The sequence below is a fragment of the Paenibacillus sp. OSY-SE genome (genome assembly GCF_000283315.1).
GTDB classification, from domain to species: domain Bacteria; phylum Bacillota; class Bacilli; order Paenibacillales; family Paenibacillaceae; genus Paenibacillus_B; species Paenibacillus_B profundus.
Map to the genome: position 1 here is coordinate 86,360 of NZ_ALKF01000205.1, position 16,602 is coordinate 102,961.

A 16,602-nucleotide genomic window follows, 5' to 3' on the forward strand; every position below is an offset into this window, starting at 1 on the left:
TGTGAAGGAACCGCAAAAATTGGACAAAAGCAACGTTGAAGATATTTTGGCTTTGACCCCGATGCAGGCAGGAATGCTGCTCCAATATTTGAAAGATCCGGACACTACGCAATATGTGGAGTTGATCGAGCTAGAAATAAGCGGGGAAATCGACAAACCGTGGTTTGAACAAGCGTGGGCATACGTCGTGCAGGCCAACGAGGTGCTGCGGGTATTGTTCCGGTGGGAAGAGGTGAACCGGCCCGTTCAAATTGTGCTGAAGCAGCATCGTCCCATCATTCGTTATGAGAATTACGCCAATTTGGATGAGGAGACCCGGACGCGCCTGATCGCAGCGCGAGTCGCAGCCGACAAACAAGAGAAATTCAAGCTGGACCAAGTGCCGTTCCGGCTAACGCTGTGCAAGCAGACAGAGCGGAAGCATACGCTGCTGATGAGCTTTCACCATATTTTATTTGATGGCTGGAGCACCGGCATCCTGTTGAAGGAGTGGCTGAGCGCCTACCGCATGCTGGCAAAGGGGCAGAAGCCGAATTTGCCGCCAAAGCCGCGATTCAAGCAGTTCGTCTCGTTGTTGCAGCAGCAGGACAAGAAAAAGCAGGAGAGCTATTGGAGCCGGTATTTGCAGGAGGTACAGAACAAGCCCATTCCGGTATCGAGAAGCGGAGGAAGCTTAGAAAAAGCGGTTATGGCCGTGCACACGGAAAAAAGGAACGAGACATTTACTGCGGAGCTGCGTCGGTTTGTCCGCTCAGAACAAGTGACGCAAGCGGCGCTTTTTTATACCGCTTGGGGCCTTTTGCTGCAGCATTATACCAATAGTGACGACGTATTGTTCGGTACCACTGTGTCGGGGCGCGACACGAGCATCCCTGGAATGGAGCTTATGGTCGGCTTGTTTATCAATACGCTGCCGCTCCGCATGAAGGCTGGGCCCGAGGACGGCCTGTCCGATCTCTTAGCAGAAGTGAACCGCTCCATTCAAGCGAGCGAAGAACATGCAGGCACTTCCTTGACGGATATTAAAGCACATGGGCGGCTGCGGGCGGAAGGCAGTCCGTTCGATTCGCTCGTGGTGGTGGAGAACTATCCGTTGGATGAGGCCGTTACAAGCACCGACGGACCGCTTGCGATTGATTCCCATCATACCGAGGAAGAAACCGAATTTGATTTGACAGTCCGCATTACTGTGACCGATGAACTTGAAATGACCTTCGCTTATAACAAACAGGCGCATCGCGTCGATATGGTGGAGAAGCTGGCTCTTCATTACCTATATATCATTGAACAAATCATCCAAGCCTCCACCCAAGTTACGGCTTACCGCGAAATGAGGCTAAAGGATATCGGCATTCTTACCGGAGAAGAGCGGCAGCAAATTCGGCATTTCAATCTGACAACCGTAAATTATCCGAGCGAGAAGACCATTCACGAGTTGTTCGAGGAACAGGCGCGGTTATCGCCTGAGGGCACAGCCGTCATGGATGAACGGCGATCTTATACATACCGTGAGCTTAACGAACAGGCCAACCGGATTGCCCGCGCGCTGCGGACGGATGGGATGGAACGCGGCCAAGTTGTTGGATTGATGGCGCATCGGTCCACAGAAATGATTGCCGGTATACTCGGCATTCTTAAAGCGGGAGGCGCCTACTTGCCGCTTGACCCTGCTCATCCTGCCGAACGGATCGCCTACATGCTGGAGGATGGGCAGGTGCGCACGGTTCTGGCCTCTCCCGGTCTTGAGGCGCTCGCACCGGAGCATGTGGAAGTGCAGGTGCTTGATGAAGCGCTTCTCCATTATGGCGCGGCAGATGACATGACACCAGTGAACGGGCCGGAGCATCCGGCATACGTCATGTACACCTCCGGCTCGACCGGCACTCCGAAGGGCGTGATGGTGGGCCATCGCAATGTCGTGCGGCTGGTCCGGAATACGAACTACGTGCAGGTGGAACCGGGAGATTGCATGCTTCAGGCAGGGGCCATCGGCTTCGATGCCCTGACGTTCGAGGTGTTCGGCGCGTTGTTGAACGGGGCAAGCTTGCATATTGCGGATAAGCATACATTGCTTGACAGCGGCAGGCTGGATGCCTTTTTGCGCACGCGCGTCATAACGGTGGCGCTGCTGACTCCGGCATTGTTCAACCAGTTGGCGCAGCAGAGGCCGGAGATGTTTGCCTGTGTGCGGCACCTCATCGTCGGCGGCGATGTATTGTCACCGAAGCACATTCAAGCGGTTCAACAAGCTTGTCCTAACCTCACGATTTGGAACGCATACGGCCCTACGGAGAACACGGTCATCTCGACCTGCTTCCGCATCGACCACGAATACGACGAACATATTCCGATTGGTCCTCCGATCAGCAATTCCACAGCCTATATCGTTGATCGCTACGATAACCTGCTGCCAATAGGAGTTCCCGGTGAGTTGATCGTGGGCGGGGACGGGGTAGCGCTCGGCTACTTGAATCAGCCTGAGCTGACAGCGGAGAAATTCGTGCCGGATATGTTTCGCGCTAGAGGCGTCATGTACCGGACGGGGGATATGGCGCGTTGGCAGGAGGACGGCAGCATTGAATATTTGGGGCGGATTGATCAACAGGTGAAAATTCGCGGGCATCGCATTGAAATCGGCGAAATCGAGACGATGCTTCTGCAGCATAACTTGATTCAAGAAGCGGCGGTAACGGCACAGAAGCGGGGCGTTCAGACCGAATTGTGCGCGTATGTGGCCGCTTCCGAGGAGGTGCCGGTGTCCGAGCTGCGGGCGCATCTGGCCGCGAAATTGCCGGACTACATGATTCCGTCATATTTTGTCCAGCTGGACAAAATTCCGCTTACACCGAATGGCAAGCTGGATCGGAAGGCGCTGCCCGCGCCTGCGGAGCATGCCCGCCATGCTCATGATGCGGTGATGCCAAGGACACAGCTGGAGCAGTTGATCGCGGAAGCATGGAAAGCTGTGCTCGAATTGGATCGCATCGGCATCCACGATAAATATTTCGAAGTAGGCGGCAATTCGATCAACCTCATTCAACTGCAGAGCAAGCTGCAAAGACAACTGGGGCGTGAAGTGCCTATCGTCACGCTGTTCCAATACCCAACCGTGCATGATCTGGCTGCGCATTTGGCGGGCGAAGCGGACGGGACAGGAGCCCGGTCCAACGAAGGGGCATCAGCGAACAATGAGGCCCAACCGCATTCCAAGGTTACAGACGGACGCGCCAAGCTAGGAAATGAAGGCAGCCGCGACATCGCGGTCATAGGGATGGCCGGCAGATTTCCAGGCGCGCGGAACATCGGCGAGTTTTGGAGAAATCTGCAGCAGGGCAAGGAGTCGATCTCGTTCTTTACGGATGACGAGTTGGCTGCGTACGGCTTTGACCGCAGCCTCATGAAGCGGCCAGAGTTCGTCAAAGCGAAGGGCGTGCTGGATGAGATGGACAACTTCGATCCGGCTTTCTTTGGCTATACTCCCGATCAGGCAGCGATCATGGATCCGCAAGTTCGGCTGCTGCATGAATGCGCTTGGCATGCCTTGGAGGATGCAGGCTGTGATCCGGAACGGCATGGCGGCTCTATAGGCCTATTTGCCGGGGTTACGAACAACTTTCATTGGCTGTCGCAGCTATCTGATCGATTGCACGGAAACTTGTCGGACATGTTTGAGGTGGATTCGCTAAATGATGCATACACGATCAGCACTCGCATTTCCCACAAGCTGAATTTGAAAGGGCCGGCGATCAGTCTGCAAACGGCTTGTTCCACCTCGCTTGTGGCTACCCATTTAGCATGTCAGTCCATCCTCAACGGCGATTGCGACCTGGCTCTTGCTGGCGGTGCGTCCATCGTGCTGCCGCACAAATCGGGTTATCTCTATCAGGAAGGCATGGTCAAGTCGCCAGACGGACATTGCCGCACCTTCGACGCCAAGGCGAAAGGAACAATAGGCGGGGACGGCGTTGGCTTCGTCGCGCTCAAATCGTTGGATGCCGCCATCGCAGACGGAGATCGGATTTATGCGGTCATCAAAGGCTCGGCCATTAATAATGACGGCAACCGCAAGGTCGGCTATACAGCGCCGAGCGTCCAAGGACAGGCGGACGTCATTACGCGAGCGCTGGAAGCCGCGCAAATGCCGGCGGAAAGCATCTCATACGTGGAGGCGCACGGCTCGGGAACGACGCTCGGCGATCCGATCGAAATCGAAGCGTTGACGAAGGCATTTGATTCGAGTGCGTCCGCCTTCTGCCGCATCGGCTCTGTAAAAACGAACATCGGTCATCTGGATGCCGCTGCCGGAGTTGCGGGACTAATCAAGACGGCAATGGCGCTCCACTATAAGCAGCTTCCGCCTAGCCTACATTTTGAAACGCCGAATCCAAACATTGATTTTGCGAACAGCCCATTCGTCGTCAATACCGGATTAACCGAATGGCGGAATGACGCGTTTCCGCTGCGGGCCGGGGTCAGTTCCTTCGGTATCGGTGGCACGAACGCGCACGTCATTATGGAGGAGGCTCCTGCGCGCGAGGAAACAGGGGAGGAACGGACCGGCCAACTGCTGGTGCTGTCTGCTCAGACGCCAACTGCTCTCGATGCGGCGACGGCCAATCTGGGCGCATATCTTCAGGAGCATCCCGGCGTCAGTCTCGCGGACATTGCGTATACGCTGCAGATCGGCCGCCGGCATTTCCGTTATCGGCGCATGCTGACATGTGGCACGGCAGAGGAAGCGATTGAGGCATTGACGCCAACAGCAGACAGGGAGAGCTTCGATGAACGGAAAGTAGTATCCTTCGCCCCGGAGGAAGGACGCAAATCGGTGGTGTTCATGTTCTCTGGACAAGGCTCGCAATACGTCAACATGGGAGCGGGCTTGTACCGGGACGAGCCTATATTCCGCACGGAGATGGACCGCTGCTTCCGTCTGTATCGCGACATAGCCGGTCGTGATATGAAGGAAATGCTGTACCCGTCAGGAGATGTGGATGCCGCTGCTCTCCATCTGAATCAGACGAGGCATATCCAACCGGCGATGTTCATGTTTGAATATGCCCTCGCGCGTCTTTTCATGGCGTGGGGAGTGAGGCCGGATGCCATGATTGGCTACAGCTTCGGCGAGTATGCAGCCGCCTGCCTAGCGGGCGTCATTTCCTTGGAAGATGCGATGCGGCTCATTATACTGCGCGGAGATCTTATGCAGCAGGTACCAGCGGGGGCCATGCTCAGCGTGCCTTTGTCTGAACAGGACATTAAGCCGCTCCTTAGCGGCACCTTGTCGCTGGCCGTCGTGAACGGACCGTCATGCATTGTTTCTGGCTCACATGTAGATATCGATGCGTTCGAGCAGAAAATGAAGGCGGACAAGTACTTGTGCATGAGATTGCCAGTGGCGACGGCAGGGCATTCCTCCATGCTGCACGCGGTGACAGAACCGTTCGCCGCCGCCGTGCGCCAAGTCCGGCTGCAGCCGCCGGCCATTCCGTATATCTCCACGACGACGGGAGCATGGATAACGGCGGAAGAAGCGACTGACCCGGATTACTGGATCCGGCATATGACGGACACCGTCCGTTTCGCCGATGGCATTGTGCGGCTTGTACAGGAACCGCACACGCTGTTCATTGAGATTGGTCCCGGTCAAGATCTAACCTTGCTCGTGCGCCGTCACCTCGACAGCGACCGTGGACAGCAGGCCCTCAACCTCGTCCGTTCCGCGCAGCGCGACGTATCGGACAGCGTCTTTTTGGCGAATCGGATCGGCAGGCTGTGGATGTATGGTCAAGCCATTGATTGGAAAATGTTCCACGGGGAAACGCGTGCCATTGTCTCCTTGCCTGCCTATCCGTTCGAAAGGCAGCGCTATTGGCTTGAACCTTCCGGAGCCGCGATGCTGCCGGCAGGCACGGGCGCAAGCAAGGGCAAGGGGCGGCAAGCAAGCGGCAGACTGGGCAAGCAGCCCGACATGTCCGACTGGTTCTATGTGCCGACATGGAAAAAAGCGATGATGCCCGCTTCTGCCGAAAGCTTGAAGGCGGACAATCCGGGAAATTGGCTTGTATTTGCCGACGATGGCGGATTTGCCGCGGACATTGCTAAGCTTCTGGTTGAGCAGGAGGGGCGAGTCATTACAGTAAGTGCTGGCGAACAATTTACGAAAGAAGACGAATCTCGGCGGTACACGATGAATCCGCGGATCGAACAGCACTACACGAAGCTGTTCGCGGACCTTCAAGCGCAAGGGCTGCTGCCAGACCGGATGCTGCACGCCTGGGGCGTATCCGCTCCATCATGCTCGAATGGCAGCGCGTCGTGGGTACGAGCGACACAGGAGCTTGGGTTCTACAGCTTGCTGTACACGGCAAAGGCGTTGAAGCAACAGGGAGCTGGGGAAGAAGTACGCATGTGGGTATTGACGGATAACATGCATGCCATCGCTGGCGAGTCTGTCCTATATCCGGAGAAGGCGACCGTGCTCGGCCCATGCCGGGTTATTCCGCAGGAGCTGCCTCACATTCAGTGTCGCAGCATCGATATCGTATTGCCGGCAGCCGAGAGCTGGCAGCGGGAGAGGCTGATCCGCCGCCTGCTGGCCGAATTCGGCGCTGCCGAGTTTGAATTAGCTGTAGCCTATCGCGATAACGCGCGGTGGGTGCTGGAATATGAGCCGGTTAAGGTGGACGAGCCCGAGGTCATTGCGCCAGGGCTGCGTCAAAGCGGAGTCTATTTGATTACGGGCGGATTAGGCTACATCGGTCAGGTGTTAAGCGGCTATCTAGCCCAGAGTGTCCAGGCGAAGCTAGTGCTCACCAGCCGCTCCCCATTCCCGTCCCGCGATCAATGGGAGTCATGGCTTGTTGCCCATGGCGAAGAAGATGCCGTTAGCGTCCAAATCGGCAAGCTGCGCCAGATTGAAGCCCATGGGGCGGAAGTGCTCGTGCTATCCGCAGACGCTGCCGATCAAGGGCAAATGGAGGCTGTGATTCGGCAGGCCGAGGCGGCGTTCGGTCCGTTGAACGGAGTGATTCACGCTGCTGGCATGACAGGAGATGCGGCGTTCCGGATGCTGGAGGAGACGGACGAAACGCTGTGCGAGCAGCATTTTCAAGCGAAATTGTACGGCCTGATCGTCTTGGAGCAGGTGTTGGCAGGCAAGGAGCTTGATTTCTGCCTGCTGACGTCGTCGCTGTCTCCGATGCTCGGCGGATTGGGATTTTCAGCGTATGCGGCAGCGAACCATTTCCTGGACGCTTATGTGCACGACCACAATCGCCGCCAGCGCGTGCCGTGGACAAGCGTCAACTGGGACGGTTGGCAGCTGGAGGCGGAGCAGAAAATTCACGGTCAAGCTGGAGCTTCGATATCCGATCTGCTCATTGCGCCCGCCGAGGGAGTTGAACTGCTGCGGCGCTTGTTGTCTGTAAGGGAAGTGAACCAGATCGTCGTATCGACCGGCGATTTGCACGAACGGATTGCCAAGTGGGTGAAACGGGAAGATACGCATGAAGAGCAAGCGGCTTACCGCCAAGGAGCTGGCGGCTTCTACTCCCGTCCCGCGCTGTCCGGCGAATATATAGCCCCTCGCACGGAGACGGAGCGCAGGCTGTGCGGGATGTGGGAACAGTTTTTCCGCATCGAGCGGATTGGCGTGCAGGATGACTTTTTCGAGCTGGGCGGCGACTCGCTCAAAGCGATTACGGTCGTGTCCGCAATTCATAAAGAACTGCGGGTCGAGATTGGCTTGCCTGCCTTTTTCAATATGCCGAATATTCAGCAGCTGTCCGATTATATCGATGCGGCGGAACAGAGCGCCTATCACGAAATCGAACAGGCGGAAGCGCGTGAATATTACGAGCTGTCCTCCGCGCAGAAGCGCCTCTATTTGATTCAGCAGATGGTGCAGGGACATACGGGATATAACGAAATCGTCGCAGGTGTATTGGAAGGGCTTCTGGACCGGGAACGCCTGGAAGCGACGCTGCGGCAGTTGGTGGAGCGGCATGAAAGCTTGCGTACGTCGTTTGAATTGGTAAATGGCAAACCGATGCAAAAAATCAACGACACCATCACGTTTCAGATCGAATACGAGGATTTTGGCGCCGGCGGATTGCCGCTTGGCGGCGAAGCGGAGACGGATGCGCGGATTGGTGCGGCGGTGGCGCAGTTCGTGCGGCCATTTGATTTGAGCCAAGCGCCGTTGATGCGCGCCGGACTCATCAGGCTCGAAGAAGAGCGGCACGTTTTGATGGTGGATCTGCATCATATCGTATCCGATGGTTTGTCGCAGGACATTTTCGTTAACGACTTCATGGCGCTGTACGCTGGACGGGAATTGCCCGAACTCACGCTGCAGTACAAAGATTTTTCCGAATGGCAGAACCGGATGATGGACACGGACGCGATGAAACAGCAGGGGACGTTCTGGCTGAATCAGCTGAAAGAAGCTCCGCCGCTGTCCTTGCGCACGGACTATCCTCGCACCGAGGTGAGAAGCTTTGCTGGCAGTCTCGTTCCATTCGAGCTGGATGCGGAACGGACGCAGGCCTTGAAATCGCTTTGCCTGCGTGAAGACGTCACACTGTTCATGGCTCTGCTCGCCGTCTTTAACTTGCTGATGGCCAAAGTATGCGCACAGGACGACATTGTGGTCGGCACGCCGATTGTAGGCCGCAAACAGCAGTCATTGCAGCTTATTATCGGCAAGTTCGTCAATATGCTTCCGCTGCGCAACCGGCTGCAGGAAGAGATGAGCTTCATGGAGCTGCTGCAAGCGGTGCGGACGACGACGCTGGATGCGTTTGCGCATCAGGATTATCAGTTCGAAGAGATGGTGCAGCAGGCTGGGAAGGACCGCGATTTGGCGCGCAATCCGATTTTCGACATCGTGTTTGCGCTGCAAAACATGCAAAATCCGGAGATGAGCATTCCAGGGTTGACGTTGAAGCCGTTCCCCTTCGTCCATGATGCCTCCCACTTTGATTTGTCGCTAATCGCGGAAGAGGATGGAGAACGGCTGTCGTTCAAATTCGAATACAGCACCTGCCTATTTCAACGGGAAACGATCGAGCGTTTTGCCGCTTACATGCAGGATATCGTGTCTGACGTGCTGGCCAATCCGGACAAGCAGCTGAAGGATATCGCGATCGCGCACCATTTGGCAGAGCCTGAGCCCGTATTCCTTGCTGGAGCCCGGGGGGAATTTGGACTATGAGCGGATTCGACGGAAGAAAGGGAGGAATGGCAGTGGGGTCGGAAAACAGATTGGATCGGCTGGCGGTGGCGGCTTCCCAAAAAGGCAAGGAGCGGGAATATTGGCTGGCCGCTTTGTCCGGCGAATATGAAAAAAGCGGCTTTCCCTATGATTATGCGCGCGGAACCGGGATGTCGGCGGAAGAAGCCGCATTTGTCCTTCCGCAAGACCTGGCAGCCCGATTGCTGCAAGTATGCGCAGAATCGGATTCGAAGCTTCATGTTGTGTTATCAGCTGCGCTCGTTGCCTTGCTGGGCAAAATGACGAATCGCAGCGATATCGTAGTGGGAACTCCAATCTACAAGCAGCGGGAGGAAGCAGAGTTCATCAATACCGTGCTTCCGCTGCGGGCCGGCGTGGATGGCTCGATCTCGTTCAGGCAATGCCTGCTTCAGATGCAGGACACGATTGTGGCGGCTGTGGAGCATCAGAGCTATCCGATGGAAATGGCGGCGGAGCAGCTGGCGCTTCCGACGGACGATCCGATCGCCCATCCGTTGTTCGAAACGGCATTGCTGCTTGAAAACATTCACGATGAACGGTATTTCAGGAATGTGAAGTGGACGACATTGTTCACGTTCCGCAGGACGAAGGACGGGATTGACGGTGTCGTCAAATATAACGCGCAGCTCTACCGCAGCGACACGATTGCAAGCCTCGTCTCCCGTTACACGCTTCTTCTGCGGGAGGCGCTGGCGAATCCGGATCAGCCGCTGCACAGCGTCCATGTTCTGCTTCCGGGGGAGAAAGAAAGGCTTCTCGGCACGCTGGCTGGATGCTCGGCCGATTATCCGCAGCATCAAGCCGTGCAGCAATTGTTCGAGGAACAGGCAGCGCGCACGCCGGATGCGTCGGCCGTCGTCAGTGCGGGCGTTCAGCTAACGTATCGTGAGCTGAACGAGAAGGCGAATCAGTTGGCACGTAAGCTGCAGTTACAAGGGGTAGGGACGGGCGCAATCGTAGGATTGCTGCTTGGCCCTTCTGCCGACATGATGCTCGGCATGATCGCTACCCTCAAGGCCGGCGGGGCATTTCTGCCGATAGACCCGGATTACCCGGACGAACGCATTGCGTTCATGCTGGAGGACAGCTGTGCGCGCGTGGTGCTGACACAGCGGCCTTTTGCCGACAGAGCGGCTGACCGCGATGTGCTGTGCCTTGATGACGTCGATCTATTCACCGAAGAAACAGGGAATGTAACGCTAGCCAGCCGTCCGGATGATCTGGCCTACGTCATCTATACGTCAGGCTCTACCGGACGGCCGAAAGGCGTCATGATCGAACACCGCTCACTCATCAATCTGGCCTTTTGGCACAATCGCGCTTTCAACGTAACGGAATCCGATCGCAGCATCAAGTATGCTGGATTCGGCTTCGACGCATCGGTGTGGGAAGTGTTCCCTTATCTGCTTGCGGGAGCATCCATCCATATCGTTCCTCCGGATATCCGGCTGGATGTGAATAAGCTAAAAGCTTTTTTTGCAGAGCGCGGCATCACGATCGCCTTCTTGCCCACGATGATGTGCGAGCAGTTCATGGATTTGCCGAATCTGGAGCATATGCCATTGCGGATACTGCTGACGGGCGGAGACCGCTTGAAACGATACAAGCCGGGAAGCTATCGGTTGTTCAACAATTACGGGCCAACCGAGAATACGGTAGTGACCACGTTCGCCGAAATCGATACGGCAGCGGGCGGCATCCCGATTGGCAGGCCGATCGACAACACCAAAGTGTATGTGCTGGACCAGCATCTTCAGTTGCTGCCGCTGGGCGTGCCCGGCGAAATATGCCTAGCGGGTGTCGGGCTGGCCCGCGGTTATCTCGGCAGACCGGAGCTGACGGCGGACAAGTTCGTGCCTCATCCGTTTGTTCCCGGAGAGCGTCTGTACCGGACGGGCGATCTAGGCCGCTGGCTCCCGGACGGCACACTGGAGTATTGGAACCGTCAGGATGACCAGGTGAAGGTGCGCGGATACCGCATCGAGCCCGGGGAAATCGAAATGCTGCTGCGCCAGCACGAGGCCGTCCGCGAAGCGGTCGTCCACGTCCGCGAGGATGAGAACGGACAGAACATGCTGTGCGCTTACTATACTGGCCCGGCCGGATTGTCTGCGGCCGCGCTGCGGGATCATCTGGCCGCGCGGCTGCCGGCCTATATGATTCCGGCTTATTTTGTTCGCTTAGAGCAGTTGCCTGCAACGGCTAATGGAAAATTGGACACGAAAGCCTTGCCCAATCCGAAAGAGCACGTTCATACCGGAAAGGAATACGTTGCGCCGCGCGGCGATATCGAGAACACGCTGGTCCGAATCTGGGCCGAAGTATTGGGCATCGGCGAAGACAGAGTCGGGGTGCTGGATACGTTCTTTGATCTGGGAGGGAACTCCTTTCAGCTCGTGCAGGTTGTCAACAAGCTGAAGGAAACGTTTGACCGCGATATCCCTGTGCCCGTCATGTTTCAATATACGACGGTTACGGCGCTCGGAGATTATTTGCAACGGCTGGAGAGTGGCGAAGTCCAGGTGTCCCAAGATATGGCTGACACCGAGGAAATGGATGCGGGATTCGACACGATGGAGCAGACGCTGCTCATTCTGGAGGGGGCGTACGATGACTAAGGGCCAACAAACGCAAGCAGCGACCGGTCTGGAAATCGCCGTCATCGGTATGGCGGGCCGATTTCCCGGAGCGCGAAATGTGGAGGAATATTGGGGTAATCTGAAAAACGGGGTGGAGTCGGTTCGCTTCTTTACCGATGGAGAGCTCGAGGCGGCGGGGGTCGATCCTGAAATGATTCGGCACCCTCGATATGTAAAAGCGAAGGCGGTTGTGCCGGATGCAGAATGGTTTGACTCCGACTTTTTCGATTATTCGCCGCGCGAGGCGGAGGTCATCGACCCGCAGCTGCGAATGTTCCACGAGTGCGCCTGGGAGGCGCTGGAGCACGCCGGCTACGATACCGAGCAGACGAATGGCGCCGTCGGGCTGTTTGCTGGCGCATCCGCCAGTATTTACTGGCAATTGGTGGCCATGCTTTCGCGCAGCGAGAGCACGGCTGAGCAATTCGCCGCACTGGCTTTGTCGGACAAAGATTTTTTGAGCACGCGAATTGCCCACAAGCTGAATTTGAAAGGTCCGAGTGTCAACGTCGACTCCGCTTGCTCTACCTCGCTGCTGGCCATCCATCTGGCTTGCAGGGCGCTCTTGATGGGCGAATGCAGAATGGCTTTGGCTGGCGGAGTTACCGTAACGGTTCCCCATACGGAAGGCTACCTGTATGAAGAGGGGATGGTCAGCTCGCCAGACGGGCATTGCCGGGCTTTTGACGCCAGAGCGAAGGGGACCGTCGGCGGGGAAGGCGCGGGAGTCGTCGTGCTTAAGCCTTTGAAGCAGGCTGTGGCCGACGGCGATCATATTTACGCGGTCATTAAAGGCTCGGCGGCGAACAATGACGGCACGCGCAAGATTGGATATTCCGCTCCGAGCATCGAGGGTCAGGCAGAGGTCATCCGGGCGGCGCAGCGGATGAGCCGGGTCACGCCTGAGAGCATCAGCTATGTTGAGGCGCACGGTACGGGCACCACGCTGGGCGATCCAGTTGAAATCGAGGCGTTGAAGCTGGCTTTTCAGACCGAGAAAACAGGGTTTTGCCGTATCGGATCCGTCAAGACGAACATCGGTCATTTGAACAGCGCGGCTGGTATCGCGGCGTTCATCAAGACCGTGCTGTCGCTGGAGCACAAGCAGCTTCCGCCAAGCTTGCATTACGATACGCCCAATCCCAAAATCGATTTCGCCAACAGCCCGTTCGTCGTCAACACGGAGTTGACGGAGTGGACGAATGAGCATCATCCGCTGCGGGCCGGCGTCAGCTCGTTCGGTATCGGCGGAACCAATGTGCATGTCGTGCTGGAGGAAGCGCCGCCGCAAGCGGACGGAGACGAAGGAAGAGCACCGAAGCTGCTTCTGTTGTCGGCCAAGACGGAATCCGGACTGGAGCAGGCTACGGTCCGCATGCGCGAGCATTTGCGGACGCATCCCGACATGCCGTTATCCGATGCGGCTTACACGCTGCACATCGGCCGCAGGGCGTTCCGGCATCGCCGCATGCTTGTCTGTTCCTCTGCGGAGGAAGCGCAGGAGCTGCTGGCAACCATGCCGCCGGAGCGGGTTCACAGCCGCATCTGCGACAACGATCAGGCTCGACTCGTGTTCATGTTTCCGGGGCAAGGCGCGCAGTATGTCAACATGGGGCTGGACCTATACAACAGGGAGCCGGACTTCCGCAAGGCGGCGGACCGGTGCTTTGACATCGTCCGTCCGCTGCTCGGAGCCGATTTGAAGGAAATTCTGTACCCCGCCGGGGATGACGCCGTCAGTGACTGCGGCGAGCGGATCAAGCAGACGGACGTGACACAGCCCGTCATGTTCATCTTCTCGTATGCGATGGCGCAGCTGCTGATGAAATGGGGGCTGAAACCGAGTGCCATGATCGGCCACAGCGCGGGCGAATACGTGGCTGCGTGCCTGGCGGGAGTGATGTCGCTGGAAGAAGCGCTGGAACTGGTCGTTCTGCGGGGGAGACTGATGCACAGCGTACCGCCAGGAGCGATGCTCAGCGTGCCGCTGTCGGAGCAAGAGCTGGAACCGTTCTTGGATGACGACTTGTCGCTGGCTGCGGTTAACGGTGCGGCGCTGTGCGTCGTGTCGGGGCCGTATGACGCGATTGACAGACTGGAACGGCAGTTGGCGGAGAAGGGGCAGGCCAGCACGAAGCTGCACACGTCCCATGCCTTTCATTCGGCGATGATGGAACCGATTTTGCAGCCATTTCGCGAGAAGGTCAGCGGGGTGACGCTGCGCAAACCGGTCATCCCTTATATTTCGAATGTAAGCGGAAACTGGATTACGGAGGGAGAAGCTGCCGCTGCTGACTACTGGGTCCGGCATTTGCGCGGCACCGTCCGCTTTGCCGACGGCCTCCGCGAACTGCTGCGGGACGACAAAGCCGTGTTTGTGGAGGTGGGGCCGGGCAACGCATTAAGCGCGTTCGTGCGCCGTCATCCCGACAAAACTGGACGCCACGCGGTCGTCAATCTCGTCCGGCATCCAAAGGAGCAAGCGCGCGACGACGATTATTTGCTGCAGCAGGTGGGACGCCTGTGGCTGGAAGGAGCGCGGCCGGATTGGAAAGCGTTCCATGCCTACGAGCGGCGCAAGCGGACGGCTTTGCCGACGTATCCGTTTGAACGCCGCCGTTACTGGGTCGATCCGCCATTCGAGACGGATGTTCTGAAGCAGGGACTTGTGCGCAAGCAGACGCACGCCCCGAAGCTGAACGATAGCGTCGGACTAGACAAAAAGGAAACCGTGCAGGAGTGGATGTACACCCCCGTCTGGGAGAGATCACTGTTACGCGAAGAGCTGGTTGTCGGCCGAACCGCAAGCCGCTGGCTCGTCTTCATCGCAGAGCACGGTATTGGGGCGCTGTTGGTTTCCCGGCTGAAGCAAGCCGGTCACTCCGTCATCACCATCTATCCATCCGATGCGTTCACGCAGCTGGACGGGGAGTCGTACCAGATAGCCCCTGGGGAACCTGAGCATTATGCTCGACTGCTGCGGGAGTTGACGGATGCGGGCACACGGCCTGACCGGATTGTACACGCTTGGCTGGCGGCGGAGGCAGGCGAAACGGGTGTATGGAGTTCTTCCTACAGCGCGAGGGTGCTTGAAAGAGGCTTCTACAGCCTCATTGCGCTGGCACAGGCCATCGGAGCAAGCGGCATGGAAGAAGAACTGCACATTTCGGTTATTACGTCTAACATGCAAGAGGTGACTGGGGACGAGCGGCTGCAGCCGGAACAAGCGGCAGTGCTTGGCGCGTGCCTCGTCATTCCGCAAGAGTATGCCAACGTGCGCTGCCGCAGCATCGATATTGCATCTGTACATGAAGATAATGAACCGAAGCAGCGGGGGCAACAAGCGCTCACCGAAAGATTGTATTCGGAAATAACCGCCTCTTCCGCTGACATGATGGTCGCGTACCGCGGCACGTACCGCTGGGTGCAAAAATACGTCCCGGTTCCGGCAGCCGCTGTCAGCGCATCCGACAGCGGCCTGCGGGAGCAAGGCGTTTACCTTATAACAGGGGGACTAGGCGGTATTGGCTTAGCGCTGGCTGAACATTTGGCCAAGACTGTGCAGGCGAAGCTGATCCTGATCGGCCGCTCGGGGTTGCCTGGCGGAGCGGACTGGCGGCGCCGTGCTGCTGAACATCCGACAGACGAAGCGTTGACGGCCAAGCTGATGAAGCTGGAGGAGCTTGAACGGCATGGAGCGGAGGTGCTGATCTGCAACGCAGACGTATGCGATGTTCCGCGGATGGAGCAGATCGTAGCCCAAGCTGTCGCCCGTTTTGGAGCGATTCATGGCGTCATTCATGCGGCCGGAACGGCAGACGGAGCGTTAATCCAACGGCGCACACGGGAGATTGATGAACGCGCTCTGGCAGCCAAGGTGACCGGTACGCGGGTGCTGGGGCGGGTGTTGGAAGGAATGAGGCTTGATTTCGTCCTGCTGTGCTCCTCTCTGGTCAGCGTTCTGGGCGCAGTGGGGCAGGCAGGGTACTGCGCAGCCAATGCCTATCTCGACGCTTACGCCCACTACAAACGAGCGCAAGACGGCACACATGTTGTCTCAATCGATTGGGACGGCTGGCAGGTCGTAGGGATGGCCGCAGCGGCGGAGCAAGAGATCGCGACGGCGTCCGCGCAAGCGGGAGTACGCGCACAAGGTCCAGACAAGCTGACACGGCTGCTGCCGGAAGAGGGAGTCGCGGTATTCCGGCAAGCGCTTGGTTTCCATTTGCCGCAGGTGACGGTATCGACGGTCGATTTGCCGCTGCGGATGCAAGCCGCCCGTGCATCATCGCTGCAAACGCTGATAGAGGGGGAGCAGAGCGGCGCTGGACCGAAAGCGATCCGCCCCGATGTCAGCACGGCGTATGTGCCGCCGGAAGACGAGCTGGAACAGACGATGGCCGAGCTGTGGCGGGACTATCTCGGCATCGATCAAGTAGGCGCACACGATAACTTCTTCGAGCTTGGGGCCACTTCGCTCGATATGATTCAAATGAACACGAAGCTGCAGCGTGCATTGCAGTATGAAGTGTCCGTCGTTGACATGTTCAGCCATCCGACGGTTCATGCGTTGGCTGAATCGCTTAGACGCGCAAGAGCGGGGGAACCAGTCTCTGAAGAGACGGCGGACCGCTCCGGACAGATACACGAGGGGAAACATAGGTTGAAGCAGCGGCTGCAGAAGCGTGATAGAACGTGAAGGGG

At 57.6% G+C, this 16,602-nt stretch carries 3 protein-coding genes; all 3 read left to right on the forward strand.

The window, feature by feature from the left end; all coding sequences use genetic code 11:
* Nucleotide 1: 1 nt before the first annotated feature.
* Genes A372_RS0131320 through A372_RS0131330 form a run of 3 tightly spaced genes read left to right on the forward strand, consistent with a single transcriptional unit; the run spans nucleotide 2 to nucleotide 16,597 of the window.
* On the forward strand, nucleotides 2-9,217 hold the full coding sequence (locus A372_RS0131320) for a non-ribosomal peptide synthetase/type I polyketide synthase (protein WP_157259896.1): 9,216 nt from the start codon (nucleotides 2-4) through the stop codon (nucleotides 9,215-9,217).
* Nucleotides 9,218-9,243: 26 nt separating this feature from the next.
* Nucleotides 9,244-11,877: a non-ribosomal peptide synthetase gene (locus A372_RS0131325; RefSeq protein ID WP_237728735.1), complete on the forward strand. Its 2,634-nt coding sequence runs from the start codon at nucleotides 9,244-9,246 to the stop codon at nucleotides 11,875-11,877.
* A complete protein-coding gene (locus tag A372_RS0131330) occupies nucleotides 11,870-16,597 on the forward strand; it encodes a type I polyketide synthase (RefSeq protein WP_019424901.1) in 4,728 nt (1,575 codons plus the stop codon). Before A372_RS0131325 ends, A372_RS0131330 begins: the two co-directional genes overlap by 8 nt.
* The last annotated feature ends 5 nt before the right edge of the window (nucleotides 16,598-16,602 follow it).